Origin of the sequence: Clostridium nigeriense, assembly GCF_050585265.1 — a bacterium.
GTDB classification, from domain to species: domain Bacteria; phylum Bacillota; class Clostridia; order Clostridiales; family Clostridiaceae; genus Clostridium; species Clostridium nigeriense_B.
Genome location: NZ_JBNOOE010000002.1, coordinates 53,177 through 71,177 on the forward strand (window position 1 = coordinate 53,177; position 18,001 = coordinate 71,177).

15 protein-coding genes, 6 tRNA genes and 1 riboswitch are annotated in these 18,001 nt (G+C 29.1%); of the genes, 19 read left to right on the plus strand and 2 right to left on the minus strand.

Going from position 1 to position 18,001, the window contains the following annotated elements:
• Nucleotides 1–105: 105 nt before the first annotated feature.
• The 8 genes from ACQPVP_RS01960 to mreB all read left to right on the plus strand — a co-directional run bounded on the left by ACQPVP_RS01960 (nt 106) and on the right by mreB (nt 9,016).
• Nucleotides 106–873: an ABC transporter ATP-binding protein gene (locus ACQPVP_RS01960; RefSeq protein ID WP_430846734.1), complete on the plus strand. Its 768-nt coding sequence runs from the start codon at nt 106–108 to the stop codon at nt 871–873.
• Complete coding sequence (locus tag ACQPVP_RS01965; RefSeq protein WP_430846736.1) at nt 866–2,851, plus strand: FtsX-like permease family protein; 1,986 nt, start codon at nt 866–868, stop codon at nt 2,849–2,851. The genes ACQPVP_RS01960 and ACQPVP_RS01965 overlap by 8 nt, the downstream gene beginning before the upstream one ends.
• 335 nt (nt 2,852–3,186) lie before the next feature.
• Nucleotides 3,187–3,834: a hypothetical protein gene (locus tag ACQPVP_RS01970; RefSeq protein WP_430846738.1), complete on the plus strand. Its 648-nt coding sequence runs from the start codon at nt 3,187–3,189 to the stop codon at nt 3,832–3,834.
• A gap of 21 nt (nt 3,835–3,855) precedes the next feature.
• Nucleotides 3,856–5,115, plus strand: a complete 1,260-nt coding sequence (gene murA, locus ACQPVP_RS01975; RefSeq protein ID WP_430846740.1) for a UDP-N-acetylglucosamine 1-carboxyvinyltransferase — start codon at nt 3,856–3,858, stop codon at nt 5,113–5,115.
• 275 nt (nt 5,116–5,390) lie between these two features.
• Nucleotides 5,391–6,410 carry a stage II sporulation protein D gene (gene spoIID, locus ACQPVP_RS01980; protein WP_430846742.1) on the plus strand — a complete coding sequence of 340 codons (1,020 nt, stop codon included), beginning with the start codon at nt 5,391–5,393 and terminating at the stop codon, nt 6,408–6,410.
• 202 nt (nt 6,411–6,612) lie between these two features.
• Nucleotides 6,613–7,344: a peptidoglycan DD-metalloendopeptidase family protein gene (locus tag ACQPVP_RS01985; protein WP_430846744.1), complete on the plus strand. Its 732-nt coding sequence runs from the start codon at nt 6,613–6,615 to the stop codon at nt 7,342–7,344.
• 215 nt (nt 7,345–7,559) lie between these two features.
• Nucleotides 7,560–7,814: a sporulation transcriptional regulator SpoIIID gene (gene spoIIID / locus ACQPVP_RS01990; RefSeq protein WP_430841657.1), complete on the plus strand. Its 255-nt coding sequence runs from the start codon at nt 7,560–7,562 to the stop codon at nt 7,812–7,814.
• A 167-nt stretch (nt 7,815–7,981) separates the two neighbouring features.
• Complete coding sequence (gene mreB, locus ACQPVP_RS01995; protein WP_430846746.1) at nt 7,982–9,016, plus strand: rod shape-determining protein MreB; 1,035 nt, start codon at nt 7,982–7,984, stop codon at nt 9,014–9,016.
• 49 nt (nt 9,017–9,065) lie between these two features.
• Here mreB and yyaC read toward each other — a convergent pair whose 3' ends face one another.
• A complete protein-coding gene (gene yyaC, locus ACQPVP_RS02000; RefSeq protein WP_430846748.1) occupies nt 9,066–9,584 on the minus strand; it encodes a spore protease YyaC in 519 nt (172 codons plus the stop codon).
• Between the two features lie 109 nt (nt 9,585–9,693).
• Between yyaC and ACQPVP_RS02005 the strand changes: the two genes are divergently transcribed.
• The 8 genes from ACQPVP_RS02005 to metK all read left to right on the plus strand — a co-directional run bounded on the left by ACQPVP_RS02005 (nt 9,694) and on the right by metK (nt 12,401).
• Nucleotides 9,694–10,122 carry a hypothetical protein gene (locus ACQPVP_RS02005; RefSeq protein WP_430846750.1) on the plus strand — a complete coding sequence of 143 codons (429 nt, stop codon included), beginning with the start codon at nt 9,694–9,696 and terminating at the stop codon, nt 10,120–10,122.
• A 215-nt stretch (nt 10,123–10,337) separates the two neighbouring features.
• Nucleotides 10,338–10,422 (plus strand) — tRNA-Tyr (locus tag ACQPVP_RS02010).
• 23 nt (nt 10,423–10,445) lie between these two features.
• Nucleotides 10,446–10,520: transfer RNA gene (locus ACQPVP_RS02015), tRNA-Thr, on the plus strand.
• Between the two features lie 6 nt (nt 10,521–10,526).
• Nucleotides 10,527–10,611: transfer RNA gene (locus ACQPVP_RS02020), tRNA-Tyr, on the plus strand.
• 24 nt (nt 10,612–10,635) lie between these two features.
• Nucleotides 10,636–10,711 (plus strand) — tRNA-Val (locus ACQPVP_RS02025).
• 6 nt (nt 10,712–10,717) lie between these two features.
• Nucleotides 10,718–10,792 (plus strand) — tRNA-Thr (locus ACQPVP_RS02030).
• A gap of 5 nt (nt 10,793–10,797) precedes the next feature.
• Nucleotides 10,798–10,882: transfer RNA gene (locus ACQPVP_RS02035), tRNA-Tyr, on the plus strand.
• 138 nt (nt 10,883–11,020) lie between these two features.
• Nucleotides 11,021–11,128: riboswitch (SAM riboswitch) on the plus strand.
• 97 nt (nt 11,129–11,225) lie between these two features.
• Nucleotides 11,226–12,401: a methionine adenosyltransferase gene (metK, locus tag ACQPVP_RS02040; RefSeq protein ID WP_430846752.1), complete on the plus strand. Its 1,176-nt coding sequence runs from the start codon at nt 11,226–11,228 to the stop codon at nt 12,399–12,401.
• Nucleotides 12,402–12,580: 179 nt separating this feature from the next.
• Here the strand turns inward: metK and nagA are convergent, their stop codons facing one another.
• Complete coding sequence (gene nagA, locus ACQPVP_RS02045) at nt 12,581–13,711, minus strand: N-acetylglucosamine-6-phosphate deacetylase (RefSeq protein WP_430846754.1); 1,131 nt, start codon at nt 13,709–13,711, stop codon at nt 12,581–12,583.
• Nucleotides 13,712–13,863: 152 nt separating this feature from the next.
• Between nagA and recD2 the strand changes: the two genes are divergently transcribed.
• From recD2 to ACQPVP_RS02060, 3 genes are read left to right on the plus strand one after another with little or no spacing between them, the layout of a single operon-like run.
• Nucleotides 13,864–16,095, plus strand: coding sequence for an SF1B family DNA helicase RecD2 (recD2, locus tag ACQPVP_RS02050; protein ID WP_430846756.1), 2,232 nt, complete (start codon nt 13,864–13,866; stop codon nt 16,093–16,095).
• 10 nt (nt 16,096–16,105) lie between these two features.
• Nucleotides 16,106–17,128 (plus strand): hypothetical protein, encoded by a 1,023-nt coding sequence (locus ACQPVP_RS02055; RefSeq protein WP_430846758.1) that lies wholly within the window; start codon nt 16,106–16,108, stop codon nt 17,126–17,128.
• Entirely contained in the window at nt 17,101–17,745 is a 645-nt protein-coding gene (locus ACQPVP_RS02060) for a ComF family protein (RefSeq protein WP_430846760.1), read from the plus strand. Before ACQPVP_RS02055 ends, ACQPVP_RS02060 begins: the two co-directional genes overlap by 28 nt.
• The last annotated feature ends 256 nt before the right edge of the window (nt 17,746–18,001 follow it).

Genomic DNA, 18,001 nt, shown 5'->3' on the forward strand with positions numbered 1-18,001 from the left:
CCTTACAAAAATGTAAGGAGATAAGGCTAAAATGTCACAGGATTCAATGGAGGCATTTTGGCTATTTTATTATACTTATACTATAAAAATAAGGGAGGATATAATATGTCAATATTGGAAGTTAATAGTGTGAAAAAAATATACACTACTCGTTTTGGAGGGAATCAAGTTCAAGCTTTAAGGAATGTTTCTTTTTCTGTTGAGGAAGGAGAGTATGTAGCTATAATGGGTGAATCAGGATCTGGCAAAACAACTTTGCTAAATATATTAGCAGCACTAGATAAGCCTACTAATGGAGAGGTTTTACTAGATGGAAAGAGTATTAATAATATTAAAGAAAAAGAAATTTCTGCTTTCCGTAGAGATAACTTAGGATTTGTATTTCAAGATTTTAATTTGTTAGATACTTTTTCTATACAAGATAATATATTTTTACCATTAGTTTTAGCTAGAAAAGAATATTCTGAGATGAAAAAAAGTCTACATCCTATTGCGAAAAAATTAGGAATATTGGATATTCTTGATAAATATCCTTATGAAGTATCCGGCGGACAGAAACAAAGAGTAGCAGTTGCTAGAGCTTTAATTACAAATCCTAAGCTTATATTAGCTGATGAGCCAACAGGAGCCTTAGATTCTCGTGCAACAGATAGCTTACTTAAGCTTTTTAATGAAATAAATACTGAAGGACAAACGATTTTGATGGTAACACATTCAACTAAAGCTGCTAGTCATGCTAGCAGAGTTTTATTTATTAAAGATGGAGAGGTTTTTCATCAAATATATAAAGGGAGAAGTTCAAATGAAGAAATGTATCAAAAAATATCTGATACTTTAACTCTAATTGCAACAGGGGGAATGAAAAATGAATAATATTTTTTATCCAAAGCTTGCAGGAAGTAATATTAAGAAGAATAGGAATACATATATTCCTTATATACTTACTTGTATTTTTACTGTAGCTATGTTTTATATTATTCATTCTCTTTCTAATAATGCTGGAATTAGCAATTTAATGGGCAGTGATACTATTTCTATTACCTTAGAATTAGGAAATCAAATAACAGCTATTTTCGCTATTGTCTTTCTTTTTTATACTAACAGTTTTTTAATTAAGCGTAGAAAAAAGGAGTTCGGATTATTTAATATCCTAGGGATGGAAAAGAAGCATTTATCAAGAGTGATTGCATATGAAACTTTATATATAGCATTAATTAGTATTACTATAGGTATAGCTATAGGGATTTTACTTGATAAGCTTATGTACTTAATTGTTTTAAAGATGATGGAAGTAGAGATTTCATTAGGGTTTTATATTTCATGGAAATCAATAATTTCAACTATAGTTTTATTTTTAATTATATTTTTTGTAATATTTCTTAATTCCCTTCGTCAAGTACATTTATCAAATCCAATTGAGCTATTAAGAGGTGGAAATATTGGAGAGAGAGAGCCGAAGACTAAGTGGATTATGGCTATATTAGGATTTATATGTTTAGGAACTGGATATTCTATTTCTTTAACTGCAAAAAATGCAGTTACAGCGATATCACTATTTTTTGTAGCAGTTATCTTGGTGATATTAGGGACATATTTACTTTTCACAGCAGGAAGTATAGCTTTTATTAAAACTCTTAGAAGAAACAAAAGGTATTATTATAATATTAAGCACTTCACTAGCATAGCAGGAATGATATATCGTATGAAGCAAAATGCAGTAGGTCTAGCTAATATTTGTATTCTATCTACAATGGTATTAGTTATGATATCGTCAACCTCATCTTTAATGATAGGGATGGAAGATATAATAAATACTAGGTATCCATATGAAATTGCTATTTATACTGATGGAAGTGATATTAATAAAAGAGATTTATTAGTTAAAGAAATAGATAGTGTTTCAAAGAATTATTCGGAAAAAATTGAAAAGGAGATATCATATACTTATTTAAGTTTTGCAGGGATAAAAGATAAGGACAGATTTATTACAGATAGGGAGTCAAATTCAAATATTACTAGTGATATTAATAATTTAATTTTTATTACCCTTGAAGATTACAATAGAATAGCAGAAGAAAATAAAACTTTAAAAGATGGAGAAGTATTACTGTATTCAAATCGTGAAAAATATGATTATGACATAATTAATATTTTTGATAAAAAGTATAATGTGGTAGAAAGAGTAGATGATTTCTTAGGTAATGGTATTATTTCAGCTAATATAGCTAGTAGCCAATTTATAGTAATAAAAGATATGGATGAATTAGATTATCTTTATAAAATGCAAAAAGAAGTATATGGAGATAATGCTTCCGAAATAGAATTTTTATATGGTATGGATTTAGATTCAGAAAACAATAATAAAGAGGAATTTTATGATAATCTGATAAGTTCGTTAAATAATAGTGAGTTTAATTTTACAAGTGAGACTAGATTAGGGGCAAGAAGTAGATTTATTTATCTTTATGGAGGATTATTTTTTATTGGAATTTTTCTAGGTATATTATTTATTGTAGCTACTATTTTAATAATTTACTACAAGCAGATTTCAGAAGGATATGATGATAAGGAAAGATTCGAAATTATGCAGAAAGTTGGAATGAGCCATTCAGAAGTACAAGGGTCAATAAGATCACAAGTTTTAACTGTATTCTTTTTACCATTGATAACAGCAGGAATTCATATATCATTTGCATTTCCGTTTATATTAAAAATTCTTTCTGCTCTAAACCTTACAAATACTAAATTATTTATAATATGTACTTGTGTTTCTTTCTTAGTATTTACAGTAATATATAGTGTTATATATATTCTAACAGCTAAGACTTACTATAAGATAGTTAGTAGATAAAAAGGTTATATTTAACAAATTAGAATTAAAAATATAAAAATACTTTCTTAGGTTTTTCAAAAATAGAATTATTTTAGTAATTTTGAATAAATTATATTTATAATATTAAATTTTTAATTAAGCTATCATTACGATAGCTTTTTTTGATTAAGAAGTAAAATTCATCTAATTAAATATTGAAATATAAAATGTAAATGAAAAGTATTATAAAATTTTTAAGTATTGACAATTAATCACAAATTTCAACTATTTTTATATATTATAATATGACCATTTATTTATGAATAAAAAAAAATAAACTGGACAATAATTAGAAAAGAAAGGTAGGGGGTCTTATGAAAAAATTATTAATTATACTACCTATAATAGCCTTTTCTTTATTGATTATTGATACAGTTCCAGTAAAATCTGAATCAATTTTAAATAATTTTTATTTTTTAGAAGATGAAGTAATTAATACTGGAGATTTTATAGAAAATGGAGTTAGGGTAGAGTATAGTTCAAAAAATAGTTTAGAAAATGAGTTACTTATAGTAGAAAATAATTTAAGAAATTTACTTAAAGAAGACATTTATATTGATGGAAATAATATTTTCTTTAGTGATAATCAAAGAGAAATTAAGGTACTAGCATGGAAGGATGAAAAAGAAACTAAAGTGCAAATAACTTATATAAATAATAGAAAAGAGTGCACTATTAATCAAATAAAGAAGGAAATAGAACAAATACAATATTTTGCAGCTGAAAATATAAAATATTTTGATTTCATAAAGGTAAAAATAATAGAAGAGCAAAAGCAGAATCTTTTAGATATACTAAAGAGTAATATAAAGGAGAAAACTTTGGAAGAGTTGAATATTGTTAATGGAAAAGTAGGAAAAGGAAAATTAAAAGATGGAAATAAAATTAATTATTCCTTTATGACTTACGATACAGGAGAATATTTGATTCTAGGAACACCAGTGATATTCATAACATACTAACAATTTATAATGGAGGATAATATGGAAAAAATTATAGTTGAAGGTGGTAATAAACTAAGGGGTGAAGTGAATATTAGTTTAGCTAAAAATTCTGTTTTACCTATAATAATTGCGAGTATTTTATGCCCTGATGACATAATTATAAAAAATGCACCTATGTTAGAAGATGTTGTTGTTTTAACTGATTTATTATCAGGTATGAATTGTAATATTGAGAGTAATGCAAATGGCGATTTAAAAATAAATACATCTAACTTAGAAGAAATAAATATGAATAGCGAATTAATAAGAAAAATGAGAGCATCATTTCTTATTATGGGACCTATGTTATCAAGATTTGGTAAATGCAGAATATCAATGCCGGGTGGATGTAATATTGGAAGTAGACCGATAGATTTACATTTGAAGGGCTTTAAACTTTTAGGTGCAGAGATAGAAACAGAACATGGTTTTGTAGAAGCAAAAGGAAAAAAACTTAAAGGGAATAGAATATATTTAGATTTCCCTTCAGTAGGAGCAACTGAAAATATATTAATGGCTGCCGTTTTGGCAGAAGGAACAACTATTATAGAAAATGCAGCAGAAGAACCAGAAATTTGGGATTTAGCAAATTTTTTAAATTCAATGGGAGCTAAGATTCATGGAGCTGGAATGGGGAAAATAACTATTGAGGGTGTAGAGTCTTTGAAGGGAACAACTTACAAGCCAATTTATGATAGAGTTGAAGCAGGAACATTTATGGTAGCAGCAGCTATCACAAATAGTAAGATTACTATAAACGGAGCAAATGAAGATCATTTAAGACCAACAATAGAAAAATTAAAGGAATGTGGAGTTAGCTTTAATAATATTGGGGAAGATGTAATTCTAGTAGATGGAACTAGTTTTAAATCTCCAGTTGATATAAAAACACTTCCTTACCCAGGCTTTCCAACAGATATGCAACCTCAGATGATGGCTTTATTAGCAGTAACAAAGGGTTCAAGTATTATAACAGAAACTGTATTTGAAAATAGATTTATGCATGTTGCTGAGTTAGTTAGAATGGGTGCAAATATAAAAATAGATGGAAGAACTGCAATAATAGATGGTGTTGGAACTTTAACTGGATGTGATGTAAAGGCTACAGATTTAAGAGCTGGAGCAGCAATGATATTAGCAGGATTAGTAGCTCAAGGGAAAACTGAAATAAGCGAAATATATCATATAGACAGAGGATATGTTGATATTGAAGAAAAATTTAGGAGATTAGGAGCCAATATATATAGGGTTGAAGAATAATGGAATTTTAATTAAATATAATTATTAGATTAACCTAGTAAAAGGAGCTATCGCACAATGAAAAATTAAGAATAAATAATGAAAATTAATGAAAAAACTCCAGAAGGAGTTTTGAAAAGAAATTAATTTTAGTAATTCTTAATTAGGGTTGTTTGTACGACAGCTCCTTTTACTTTTATAAAGAATTTATGGCTTAACATAAAAAATAAAAAATAAAGTATAATTATAAATTCTCATCATATATTTAAATGTATTACTAAAATGGAGGTACTAAGATGAGAAGAGAATTTGCATCTACTATATTTTTTAGTTTATTAATATTATTATTTATGATTATTGCACCAACATTTATTATCAAATCAATGCCTGCAAAAGCCATAAGTGAAGAAGTTATTCCACCTACTGTAGAAGAAAATAATAATTTTATAAGCTTAGAAGGAAATGAAGTTATAAAAGTTCATATTACTAGTGAAAATAAAATTGTAGAAGTTCCAATAGAAGAATATGTAAAAAGTGTTGTCTCAGGAGAAATGCCTGCTAGTTTTAGTGATGAGGCATTAAAAGCTCAGGCTGTAGCAGCTAGAACATATGTAGCTGCAAAGAGGCTTAAGCCATGTGATTTAGCCGAAGGTGGGGATGTATGTGATACAACTCATTGTCAAGTATATATAAGTAAAGAAAGTAGAATTGAAAAATGGGAAACTAATGCAAATGAAAATTGGGATAAGATATCAAAGGCAGTTGAAGAAACGCAAGGAAAGATATTGGCATATAATAATGAATTAGTTTTATATCCTCAATTTTTTTCAACTAGTTCTGGAATGACTGAAAATTCTATAGATGTTTTTTCTGGTGATATTCCATATTTAGTATCAACTGAAAGTAAAGGGGAAGATGTGGCACCTAAATATGAATCTGAATTTCCTTTTAAAATAAGTGAATTTGTAGAAAAAATAAATGGAGAATATCCAGAGGCAGAGCTAATTGCTGATAATTTAGAAGGGAATATTGAAATATTAGATAGGAGTAATGCTGGAGGAATAAAGGAAATAAGATTTGGTAAAACAACTGTAAAGGGAACAGATTTCAGATTAGCTTTTGGATTAAGTTCAACTAATTTTGAATATAGTATAAATAATGATGAAATAGTTTTTAAATGCAAGGGGTATGGACATGGAGTTGGCATGAGTCAGTGGGGAGCTAATATAATGGCTAAGAATGGATCAAACTACGAAGAAATACTAAAGCATTATTATACAGGTATTGAGCTTAAAGAATTGAAATTTAAAGAATGAATTTATTAATACTGAAGTTCAGGATAGTCTGAGCTTCTTTTTTTGTGCCCAGGAAAGTATGAAAGGAGTAATTGGAAAAGTTTTATATACTTATAAAATGATGAAAAGTTGTCGATAAATGTAAAAAAATGATGCAAACAAATCTTCTTTGAATTGTATTAATTTACTACAAAGGGCAAGAATACAAAAAGGAGGTGTTGATATGCATCAAAACAAAAAAGATAAGGTAAAAGACTTTTTTAGAAAGGAGGGCTTTTATTTAGTATTATTCCTTTGTTTATGTGTGATTGCTACTATCGCAGTTGTTACTACTAAGAAGAATAAGTCATTAGGAGAAAGTAATAAAGAAAAAAATGAGTTTACTTTAAATATTGATGAAGAGACTTCTGAGGCTAAAAAGCAAAATGCTGAAAGAGTCGAAAGTAATGAAGGTGATGAATTAGCACAAGAGGAAAATGAAGTAGCTTCTTCAGAAGAGGATGTTAATGTTTCAACAGGAACAAATACTCAAGTGGTATTTGCTAATCCTATAGAAGGAGTTGTTTCAAGGGGATATACATATCCTAAACCTCAAGTGATGACTGATGGAACTAGTAGAAATATTAGAGGAATTGATATTTCTGCCACTGTAGGAACTGAAGTTAAAGCAGCTGCGGTGGGTGAAGTTAAAGAAGTTTCAACTAAAGTAGAAGAAGGTAGTTATGTAGTTATTGCTCATGCAAATGGTTTATATACAAAATATGCCAACTTATCAAATGATATTAGAGTAAATGTTGGAGATAGAGTAACTGAAGAAACTGTTATAGGTACAGTTGGAGATACTTCAAAAATATTTACTAACAATGAGTTTGGAGAACATCTAAATCTTCAATTACAAGATTCAGATGGTAAGGACTTAGATCCAACAACGTATTTTACATTTAGTGAAGAGTAATTAAAAGGAGCTGTCGCACAATGAAAAATTAAGAGTGAATAATGAAAAATTAATTAAAAAACTCCAAAAGGAGTTTTGAAGATAAATTGATTTAAGTAATTTTGAAAGAATTGCATCAATAATTCTTCATTTTTAATTTTTAATTCTTAATTATGGCTTTTTGTGTGGCAGCCCATAATAAAAAGACTTATTCAATTTAAAAGGAGGTAATATTTTTGAAGGATTATATAGAAGAAAGAGTTTTAGAAGTTGCGAAGTATATAATAGAGTCAAAGGATACTATAAGAAAGACTGCAAAAGTATTCGGTGTAAGTAAAAGTACAATTCATAAAGATATGACAGAAAGATTACCTAAGATAAATCCAGCAATAGCGAAGGAAACACATTCAATATTAGAATTAAATAAGGCAGAAAGACACATAAGAGGTGGAAATGCCACTAAAATTAAGTATAAAACTGCTGGTCAATAAAAGAGATTAAATTAATATTCAGTTAAATACGAAAATGAATACAAATATATTGAAGGTTCGCCATATTCCATATATAATTAGAAATAGGCCAAATATTGTAAAATGGATATTTAGAATATTGTATTAATAATGGTTATATATAGAGAGAGAGTAGGAGTGAACAAGGAATGTGGTTTTGGAGAAATAGGGGCGATTTAGGGATTGACTTAGGTACTGCTACAGTTTTAGTTTATGCTAAAGGTAAAGGAGTTATACTTAAAGAACCATCAGTTGTAGCAATAAATAAAAATACTAATAAGGTACTTGCTGTCGGTGAAGAAGCTAGAAAAATGATAGGAAGAACTCCTGGAAATATAGTAGCAGTAAGACCTCTAAGAGATGGGGTTATATCAGATTATGATGTAACTGAAAAAATGTTAAAAGAATTTTTAAAAAAAGCATACGGAAAAAGTAAGATTATAGCTCCTAAGGTAATGGTTTGTGTTCCATCTCAAGCAACTGAAGTTGAAAAGAGAGCAGTAATAGATGCTGCTAGAAATTCTGGCGCAAAAAAAGTTCATTTAATAGAAGAACCATTAGCAGCTGCTATTGGAGCAGGATTAGATATAACTAAAGCTGATGGATCTATGGTTGTAGATATCGGTGGAGGAACAACTGATATTGCTATAATATCTTTAGGAGGAGTCGTTGTAAGATCATCTATTAAAGTAGCGGGTGATTCTTTTGATGATGCTATAATTAAATTTGTTAGAAATAAATATAAAATAATGATAGGTGAAAAAACAGCAGAAGAATTAAAGATTGAGATTGGTTCAGCCTTTAAGGGTTTAAGAAATGTAAGTTCAACTGTAAAAGGAAGAAATTTAATTACTGGTCTTCCTGACGAAATTACTATTAGCTCAGATGAAATAAATGAAGCTTTAAAGGAATCAGTTTCTCTAATTGTAGAAAGTGTAAAATTAGTATTGGAAAAAACACCACCTGAACTTGCTGCAGACATTATCGAAAAGGGAATATTAATGACTGGTGGAGGCTCTTTATTATATGGATTAGACAAGTTGATTGAGCATGAAACTGGAGTAAGTGTTGAGATTGCAGAGAATTCTGTAGAAGCAGTAGCAGAAGGAACAGGAAAGGTTTTAGGATATTTAGATAAATTAGAAATAAATATGATAGATAATGAAATTAGCTTAATTGAATAAGAATTGATTTCTACATAATATATAAAAGAGGAGCGAGATAGCTCCTTTTTTATATATTTAAATTGTATGAATATATAAGAGCTTTTGAGATTATTTTTGCCATTTTCATAACTAAGTATAGACGAATACTTCTATTGGTAAAGAAAATAGCATTATCACTAGAATCTATTATTCCTATGATTGATTGATGCCCAACTTCTGGCAAACTTTTGCCAACACCTTTTCCTGGATGAATTGGGTAATCTCTAGTATGTATTTCTCCTATTGAATTTTCATCACCTAGGCAAGCATCAATGGCTATTATATTAGAATTGGGATGAAGTTTATTAATGTAATTAAGTTTCTCTTCGATATTCAAAGCGTGGATTGGTGATTCTAAAGTCCCGAATACTGGGAGTTGAAAATTATTTTCTATTAAAAAACTTCCTACTAGTGGACCTAGGCAATCTCCAATACATTTATCAGTACCTACACAAATTATTATAGTATCATTTTTTATATATTTTTTTATTCTTTTTGAAATTTCAATATGAGCATCATTATCGTCATAGTGTATTTTATGCTTCACTAAAAATCACCCCCTAATTATACCAATATATGCTTTAAAAAATATTATTATAATTAAATGTATAAAAAAATATAAAAGGGTAATTAATTTAATAAAGGAGATGAAATTTATGAAAAGAGCATTAATATATCTATGTACAATAATAATTGGTGCCAGTATACCAATATATTTTTTCTTAATTTGGGAACCATTAAATAGTCAAGATGTTTTAAGTGAAAATGCTATAGAAAATATTGATAAAAACAACATGGAAGTATTAAATAATGAAAATAAATTAGATGTATTGGTTTTACCAAAAGAAATTAGTTTAAATAATATGTTTAATTATCTGGAAAGTGATAAGAAAGAAAGGCTTAATTCTCTTTTGAAAAATTTATCAGTAGTAGACTTGATAAAAGTTAATGATTATTTTTCTGATAAGAATAATGCTGAAAAAATAAAATCAGGAGTAGAATTAGTTAAAAAAAGAATGTCTGCTTCTGATTATGAAATATTTAAAAATGTAATAGAAGGTCAAATAGATTCAAGTGTTTTATAATAATTTTAAATTTAATAAATAAATTTAAAATAAAAAAGATATTAGTATTAAAACAAAGGAAATAGAAGTATTATAGAATATAATAAATATAATCCCTATAAATAGGCTAAAATTACACTTGAAATTAGGAAATAATAAATATATACTAGTCATTGTCAGTTGAGGAAGTTAAGTTTACTTAACTGAAGTTAAAGAGAGTTAAATAAATTAGATATGGGGGAGTTCCCGAGTGGCCAAAGGGGGCAGACTGTAAATCTGTTACGTTTCGTTTCGATGGTTCGAATCCGTCCTCCCCCACCATATAAAATTTATTTAATTGATATGCTGGCATGGCTCAACGGTAGAGCAGCTGACTTGTAATCAGCAGGTTGTAGGTTCGATTCCTATTGCCAGCTCCATAAAATGGGGGAGTTCCCGAGTGGCCAAAGGGGGCAGACTGTAAATCTGTTACGTTTCGTTTCGATGGTTCGAATCCGTCCTCCCCCACCATTTTATAAAAAGTATTAAAAATATGGAAGCATAGCTCAGCTGGGAGAGCATCTGCCTTACAAGCAGAGGGTCACAGGTTCGATCCCTGTTGTTTCCACCATAATATGCTGGCATGGCTCAACGGTAGAGCAGCTGACTTGTAATCAGCAGGTTGTAGGTTCGATTCCTATTGCCAGCTCCATATAAGGGGGAGTTCCCGAGTGGCCAAAGGGGGCAGACTGTAAATCTGTTACGTTTCGTTTCGATGGTTCGAATCCGTCCTCCCCCACCATAAAGACAAGAAGTAGATTTACTTCTTGTCTTTTTTTCATAATTAATATTAAAACATGAATTTATATAGCGTTTTATGATAGTTATTGACTAATATAAAAAGATATGATAGAATATTAAAAGTAAAATTTGATATTAGTTCTTATCAAGAGAGGTGGAGGGAAAAGGGCCCTGTGAAACCCGGCAACCTACTATATTCATTTGAGTGTGGTGCCAATTCCAGCAATGTAATTTTGCAAGATAAGAAAGATAAAGATTTTTGTAATCTCTTCTTATCGAAGAGATTTTTTTATTTATATAAGTTTTTTAGAATTAATATCAAATAAATGAAAGGAGATATTAATATGAGAAGATTATTTACTTCAGAATCAGTTACAGAAGGACATCCAGATAAAATTTGTGACCAAATTTCAGATGCTGTATTAGATAGTATTTTATCAAAGGATCCTATGGCAAGAGTTGCATGTGAAACTGCTGTTACTACAGGAATGGTTTTAGTTATGGGGGAGATATCAACTAAATGTTATGTTGATATTCCAAAGTTAGTAAGAGAAACAATTAAGGAAATAGGTTATGATAGAGCTAAGTATGGCTTTGATTGTGAGACATGTTCTGTTTTAACTTCTATAGATGAGCAATCAGGTGATATAGCTATGGGAGTAGACGAAGCTTTAGAATCTAGAGCAGGTGAGAAGGATGATGTTGAGGCTGTTGGGGCTGGAGACCAAGGTATGATGTTTGGTTTTGCAACTAATGAAACAGAAGAATTTATGCCATTACCAATAGCTATGGCTCATAGATTATCAAGAAGATTATCAGAAGTTAGAAAAAATGGAACTTTACCATATTTAAGGCCAGATGGAAAAACTCAAGTTACAGTTGAGTATGATGATAATAAAGTTGTGAGAATAGATGCTATAGTTATTTCAACACAACATAGTGAAGAAATTTCTCAAAAGCAAATTAGAGAAGATTTAATGGAACATGTAATTAAGGCAGTAGTTCCAGCTGAACTATTAGATGAAAACACTAAGTATTTTATAAATCCAACAGGAAGATTTGTTGTAGGTGGACCACAAGGAGATAGTGGATTAACTGGAAGAAAAATAATTGTTGACACTTATGGTGGATATGGAAGACACGGTGGTGGTGCTTTCTCAGGAAAAGATCCAACTAAGGTTGATAGATCAGCAGCTTATGCAGCTAGATGGGTAGCTAAAAATTTAGTTGCAGCAGGTGTGGCTGATAAGTTAGAAATTCAATTAGCTTATGCAATTGGTGTTGCTAAACCAGTATCCATTGAGATAGAAACATTTGGAACAGGTAAAAAGTCTGAAGAAGAAATAGTTTCAATAGTGGAAAAGGTATTTGATTTAAGACCAGGTGCTATAATAAGAGATTTAGATTTAAGAAGACCTATATATAAACAAACTGCTGCTTATGGACATTTTGGCAGAAATGATTTAAATCTACCTTGGGAACAATTAAATAAGGTAGAAGAAATAAAGAAATATTTATAAAATAAAAAAAAGCTGAGTTTTCTCAGCTTTTTTACTTCTTTAGGAAATTATAAAGATGTTACCCTATGAATAACTTTTTATAATTTCCTTTCTTCAGCTTTGAAGTGCTTCTATTAACTTTGAGATGACTTGGAGCTTGCGACGGAATAAGCAAATTTATATAGAAGTACTTTTTTATTTTACACTAATATTTTTCCGTTTACTATTACGGTTTTAATATTAACATCTTCATCGAATAGTAATAAATCTGCGTCGTAGCCTTCTTTTATAAGACCTTTTCTATCTTCAACCTTACAATGTCTAGCTGCATTGTAAGTAGCCATTTTTACAGCTTCATATAATGGAAGACCAACATTTTTATAAACATTTTTAACAGCCTTATCTAAAGTAAGAATTGAACCAGCTAAACTTCCACTTAATAATCTAGCAGCGCCATCCTTAACAATAACATCTTGTCCGCCTAATGCATACATACCATCAGGCATTGCACAAGCCATCATAGCATCTGTAACTAAAAGTACTTTATCAGAAGTCTTTTGTTTATAAGCTATTCTAAGAGAAGGATACGATACATGTATTCCATCTGAAATAGTTTCAGTAGTAATATCACTATCAAATATTGCTCCTACAACACCAGGTTCTCTATGAGCAAAAGGAGTCATAGCATTGAAAAGATGAGTTGAGTGACCACAACCACATTTAATTCCTTCCATGGCTTCCTCATAAGTAGCTTTAGTATGCCCTATAGAACAAACTATTCCTCTTTGAGATAATTCTTTAATTAATTCCTTTGCACCAGGAACTTCAGGAGCAATTGTGATTGATACTACTGCATCTTCAGCATCTCCAACCATAGCATTATAATTTTCTATTGTTGGTGCTATTAAATAATTAGGATTTTGAGCACCGATAGCTTTTGGACTAATGAAAGGGCCTTCTAAGTGAGCACCTAAAACTATAGCTCCATCAGTACCATTTATTTTAGCTTCTTTAATTACTTCCATTGATTTACGTATATCTTCAACAGCAACAGTCATAGTAGTTGGTGTAAAAGATGTAGTTCCGTGTTTTACTATTACCTTTGAGATTTCATTGATAGCTTCAAAAGTTCCATCCATAGTATCATGGCCACCAGCACCATGGATATGAACATCTATAAAGCCGGGAGATAGGTATAAACCTTCAGCATCTATTACGTTTTCATAAGAGACATCACTTGGGTTAATTTCTTTTATTTTCCCATTCTCAACTAAAACTGACCCCTTTTCAATTTTATCAAGATATACAATATTACAATTTTTAATTAACATTTAAACACCTCCATGTTTTATTATATATACTTATTATATCATATTGAAAATAATAGTATTAAAAAATAATAGTATTTATTATGTATTCTATAAGATATATTATATAATAAAAATAGTATGATTAAAATATATTAAGGTTTGGAGAAGGTAACATGGAAGATTGCATAAATGGAATAGTTGAATCTATTGTATTTAAAAGTGAAGATACTGGTTATATAGTATCTAAGATAAGAATGGAAAAGGAATTTATAAATGCAGTTGGAGTAGTTCCTTTTATGAAAGAAGGGCAACATGTTAGATTAAAAGGACAATGGGTTATTCACAAACAATTTGGACGACAATTTAATATAGAAGAATATGAAGAAATACTTCCAAGTTCAATAAAGGGAATTGAAAGATATCTGGCAACTGGAATAATAAGGGGCATAGGGCCGATTACAGCTAAAAGGTTAGTTGAGAGATTCAAGGAAAATACTTTAGAAGTTTTAGATACAAATATAGAAAAAATTAAATTAGTAGAAGGCATAGGAGAGAAAAAATTTGAAATTATTAAGGAATCTTATATAGAGCAAAGAGATCTAAAAGATATAATTATGTTTTTCCAAGGCCACGGGATGAGTACAAATCAATGTATAAAAATATACAAAACTTTTGGTACTGATGCTAAGGAAATAATATTAGAAAATCCTTATATCCTTTCAGATGAGATTTCAGGTATTGGATTTATAACTGCTGATAGAATAGCAAAAAGTCTTGGCATTGAACCAACTTCTCCTTTTAGAATACAAAGTGGAATTAGATATATATTAAATCAATTTTCTGCAGCGGGTAATACTTTCATGCCAAAGGATGAATTAATTAAGGAAGCAAGTAAGATATTAGGAGCTTCTGCACAAATGGTAGAAGAAAGTTTATATAATTTATCTTTAGATTCAAAAGTTAAAGTAGAAAAGATAGATGGAGCAGATTCTGTTTTTGCATTACCATATTATTATTGTGAATTGGGAGTTACTAATAGAATAATAACTCTAAGTATGGAGAATTTTAGAAGTATAAATTCAGATATTGAATTTGAAATAGGAGTTTTCGAGAAAAAACATAATATAACTTTTGCTCCATCCCAGAGGGAGGCTATAGTAGGTGCATTTGATAATGGAATAGAGATAATTACAGGTGGTCCTGGAACAGGTAAAACTACTATAATCAAGGCTATAATAGAAATTTATGAAAATAATAATATGAAGGTTGTATTAGGAGCACCTACTGGTAGAGCTGCAAAGAGGATGAGTGAATCAACAGGTAGAGAAGCTAAAACTATACATAGATTACTTGAAATGGGAGTTAGTGAAGAAGGAAAGTCGTATTATAAGTTAGGGGAAAGTGAACCAGTAGAGGCTGATGTAATCATTATAGATGAAGCTTCTATGATAGATATAATGCTTATGAATAGTTTGCTTAAGGCGATAAAATTAGGAACTAGAGTAATTATAGTTGGAGATGTAGATCAGCTTCCTTCGGTAGGAGCAGGAAATGTATTAAAAGATTTAATAGAAAGCAAATTTATTAAGGTTGTTAGATTAAAAGATATTTTTAGACAAGGTAAAGAAAGTTTAATAGTAACGAATGCTCATAAAATAAATAATGGAGAAATGCCAATATTAAATAGAAGAGATGGGGATTTCTTTTTTGAAAATAAAGAGGATGTTAGCGAAATTCTTAATACTATAATAGATTTAATAAATAGAAGACTTCCTAAATTCAATACAAAATGGGATAAATATAGGGATATTCAAATATTAACTCCTACAAGAAAAGGGATTCTTGGAGTGCAAAATTTAAATAATGAGCTTCAAGAAGTATTAAATCCAAAATCGCCATCTAAAAGAGAAAAGGAATTGAAAGATGTTATCTTTAGAGAAGGCGATAAGGTAATGCAAATAAAAAATAATTATTCTTTAAAATGGGTTAGGATAAATGGAGATGGAGATAATGAAGGGGTAGGAGTATTTAATGGAGATATGGGTTTTATAGAAAGTATAAATGATGAAGAAAAAACCTTAACTATAATATTTGATGATGAAAGAAAGGTAGTTTATGATTACATTTATTTAGATGAATTAGAACTAGCTTATGCAATAACTATTCACAAAAGCCAAGGTAGTGAGTTTAAAGTAATTATTACCCCAGCCTTTAAGGGTTCACCACTTTTAATGAATAAAAATTTATTATATACAGCTATTACTAGGGCAAAAGAACTAGTAGTTGTTGTAGGAATTCCAAAGGCATTACAATATATGATTACTAATGATAAGAGTGTAAGTAGATACTCTTCCTTGAAAAATAGGATTGTAGATATTACTAATAATGAAATATTTAGTGAATAGGAGAATTTCAATGTTAGATAATAAATTAATAAACCTAAAAGAGTTTAGTAATTGTGAATCTAAAATAAGTAAGTGGTATAACAAGCAATCAAAAGTTTTAAGTATAATAACAAATCCGTATAATACATCTTTAATTTTTATAAATATAATTAAGACACTGATTAAAAAAAATAATAAGATTTTATATGTTTGGAATGGAGAAGATTACAATAAAGAAATTCTAGAATCATTAAAAAAAGATAATTTGAATTTTAAGTACTCTTATATGGAAGAGAAAGAATCAAATGATAATTTAGTTTTTATAAACTTCAAAAATATACGAAATATAAAGGGATACTATGATCTTTGTATAATAGATGACATAAGTAAGTATTCAACTTTATCAAAAGAAGAAATAAGAGAGGTAATAGAGTATACGTATCTTTACTCAAAAAGAATTATTTCTTATTCAATAGAGAAGATAATAAATATGGGAACAACTTTAGATATAGCAGATTTAATTAGAAGAGAAGTGTTTGTTGAGCCTAGAATAATAACTACTAGAGTCAAATTAGATGAGGATATGCCGTATACTTTATATGATTACTTAATGTGGTTTAAAAGTAATAATAAGAAGGTAATAATTTATGTTCCAAATGAGGAAAAAATAAATAAGGTATTTAATTATTATACTAATGAACTAAAAATCAAGGATATAAAAATAATAAAGCATTTAAAAAACAATACCTTAAAGGATATAGAGCAGGTATATAAGATTAAAAATAAAAGTGCTTTTATAATTACTAATAATATAAGAGAGTATTCCAAAGGTGATGAAGACATTGATATTGTGGTATTATTTGCTGATGAAGGCTTCTATAATTATAAAAAAATAATTTATTTTTGTGCAGATGTTGGAAAGAACATTAAAAATAAATATAGGGGTGAGGTACTATTAGTTGGTAAGGATATATCAGAAGATATGGACTTAGCAAAGGATATGGCGAGGAGTTATAATAAAAATATATGGGAAAAAGGATTGTTGAGTTATTAATTACTTTAAAAGATGAATTTTTAGATATAATTTATCCACCTAAAAATAATTGTATTGTTTGCGAAAGTGAATTTGTAGGTTTATGTCCTTTATGTAAAAGTAAGATACAAAAAGTTAAAGAAGATGAAGAATTTCTTTCTTATGGATATTATAATGGTGTACTAAAAAAGCTTGTATTGGAATTTAAATATAAACAAAATTTTGTTGCAGGAAAAATATTAGCTGAATTATTAAATGATGTAATTAAAAATAAAAATATAGAAATAGACTGTATAATGTTTATTCCAAGTAGTAAAAAAGCATTAAAAGAAAGAGGATTTAATCAATGTGAGTATTTAGCTAAAGAAATTAATAAAAGTCTAAAATTAAAAATATGCAAAGACTTAGTTAAGGCTAAAAACATAAAGGAACAAAAACTATTATCAAAGGAAGATAGATTTAAGAATATAAAAGGTGCCTTTAGCTTAAAAACAAACAAAAACATCAAAAATAAAAGGGTATTAATTATAGATGATGTTGTTACTACGGGTGCTACTTTATATGAATGTGAAAAATTATTGAGAGAAAATGGAGCATCTGAAATAAAAATATTGACAGTTGCTAAAAGTTATATATAATAATAGAGTAAAGATAGGTCTGTGGATGAAAGTCGATGCCAGTCGCAGGCAAAACGATCCACGTAAGTTTGGAAAAATTCCTAATGAGCATGGTGCGGTGTAGAAGTAAGTCCTACCAAGAAATTGAGAGGGTTAGTAGTGAGGGGTTAATTCCTAGTAGCAAAAGCTCCAGTAGGCGAGTGTGGGGTCAAAGTCCAGGTCAGCTATTTTTACATTCAGTAGCTATTAGTAGTACTAATGGCTATTTTTTTGCTTT

Coding starts and splice junctions, on each gene's coding strand:
- ACQPVP_RS01960 (WP_430846734.1), top strand. CDS start 106: ATGTCAATATTGGAAGTTAATAGTGTGAAAAAAATATACACTACTCGT.
- ACQPVP_RS01965 (WP_430846736.1), top strand. CDS start 866: ATGAATAATATTTTTTATCCAAAGCTTGCAGGAAGTAATATTAAGAAG.
- ACQPVP_RS01970 (WP_430846738.1), top strand. CDS start 3,187: ATGAAAAAATTATTAATTATACTACCTATAATAGCCTTTTCTTTATTG.
- murA (WP_430846740.1), top strand. CDS start 3,856: ATGGAAAAAATTATAGTTGAAGGTGGTAATAAACTAAGGGGTGAAGTG.
- spoIID (WP_430846742.1), top strand. CDS start 5,391: ATGAGAAGAGAATTTGCATCTACTATATTTTTTAGTTTATTAATATTA.
- ACQPVP_RS01985 (WP_430846744.1), top strand. CDS start 6,613: ATGCATCAAAACAAAAAAGATAAGGTAAAAGACTTTTTTAGAAAGGAG.
- mreB (WP_430846746.1), top strand. CDS start 7,982: ATGTGGTTTTGGAGAAATAGGGGCGATTTAGGGATTGACTTAGGTACT.
- ACQPVP_RS02005 (WP_430846750.1), top strand. CDS start 9,694: ATGAAAAGAGCATTAATATATCTATGTACAATAATAATTGGTGCCAGT.
- metK (WP_430846752.1), top strand. CDS start 11,226: ATGAGAAGATTATTTACTTCAGAATCAGTTACAGAAGGACATCCAGAT.
- nagA (WP_430846754.1), bottom strand. CDS start 13,711: ATGTTAATTAAAAATTGTAATATTGTATATCTTGATAAAATTGAAAAG.
- recD2 (WP_430846756.1), top strand. CDS start 13,864: ATGGAAGATTGCATAAATGGAATAGTTGAATCTATTGTATTTAAAAGT.
- ACQPVP_RS02055 (WP_430846758.1), top strand. CDS start 16,106: ATGTTAGATAATAAATTAATAAACCTAAAAGAGTTTAGTAATTGTGAA.
- ACQPVP_RS02060 (WP_430846760.1), top strand. CDS start 17,101: ATGGGAAAAAGGATTGTTGAGTTATTAATTACTTTAAAAGATGAATTT.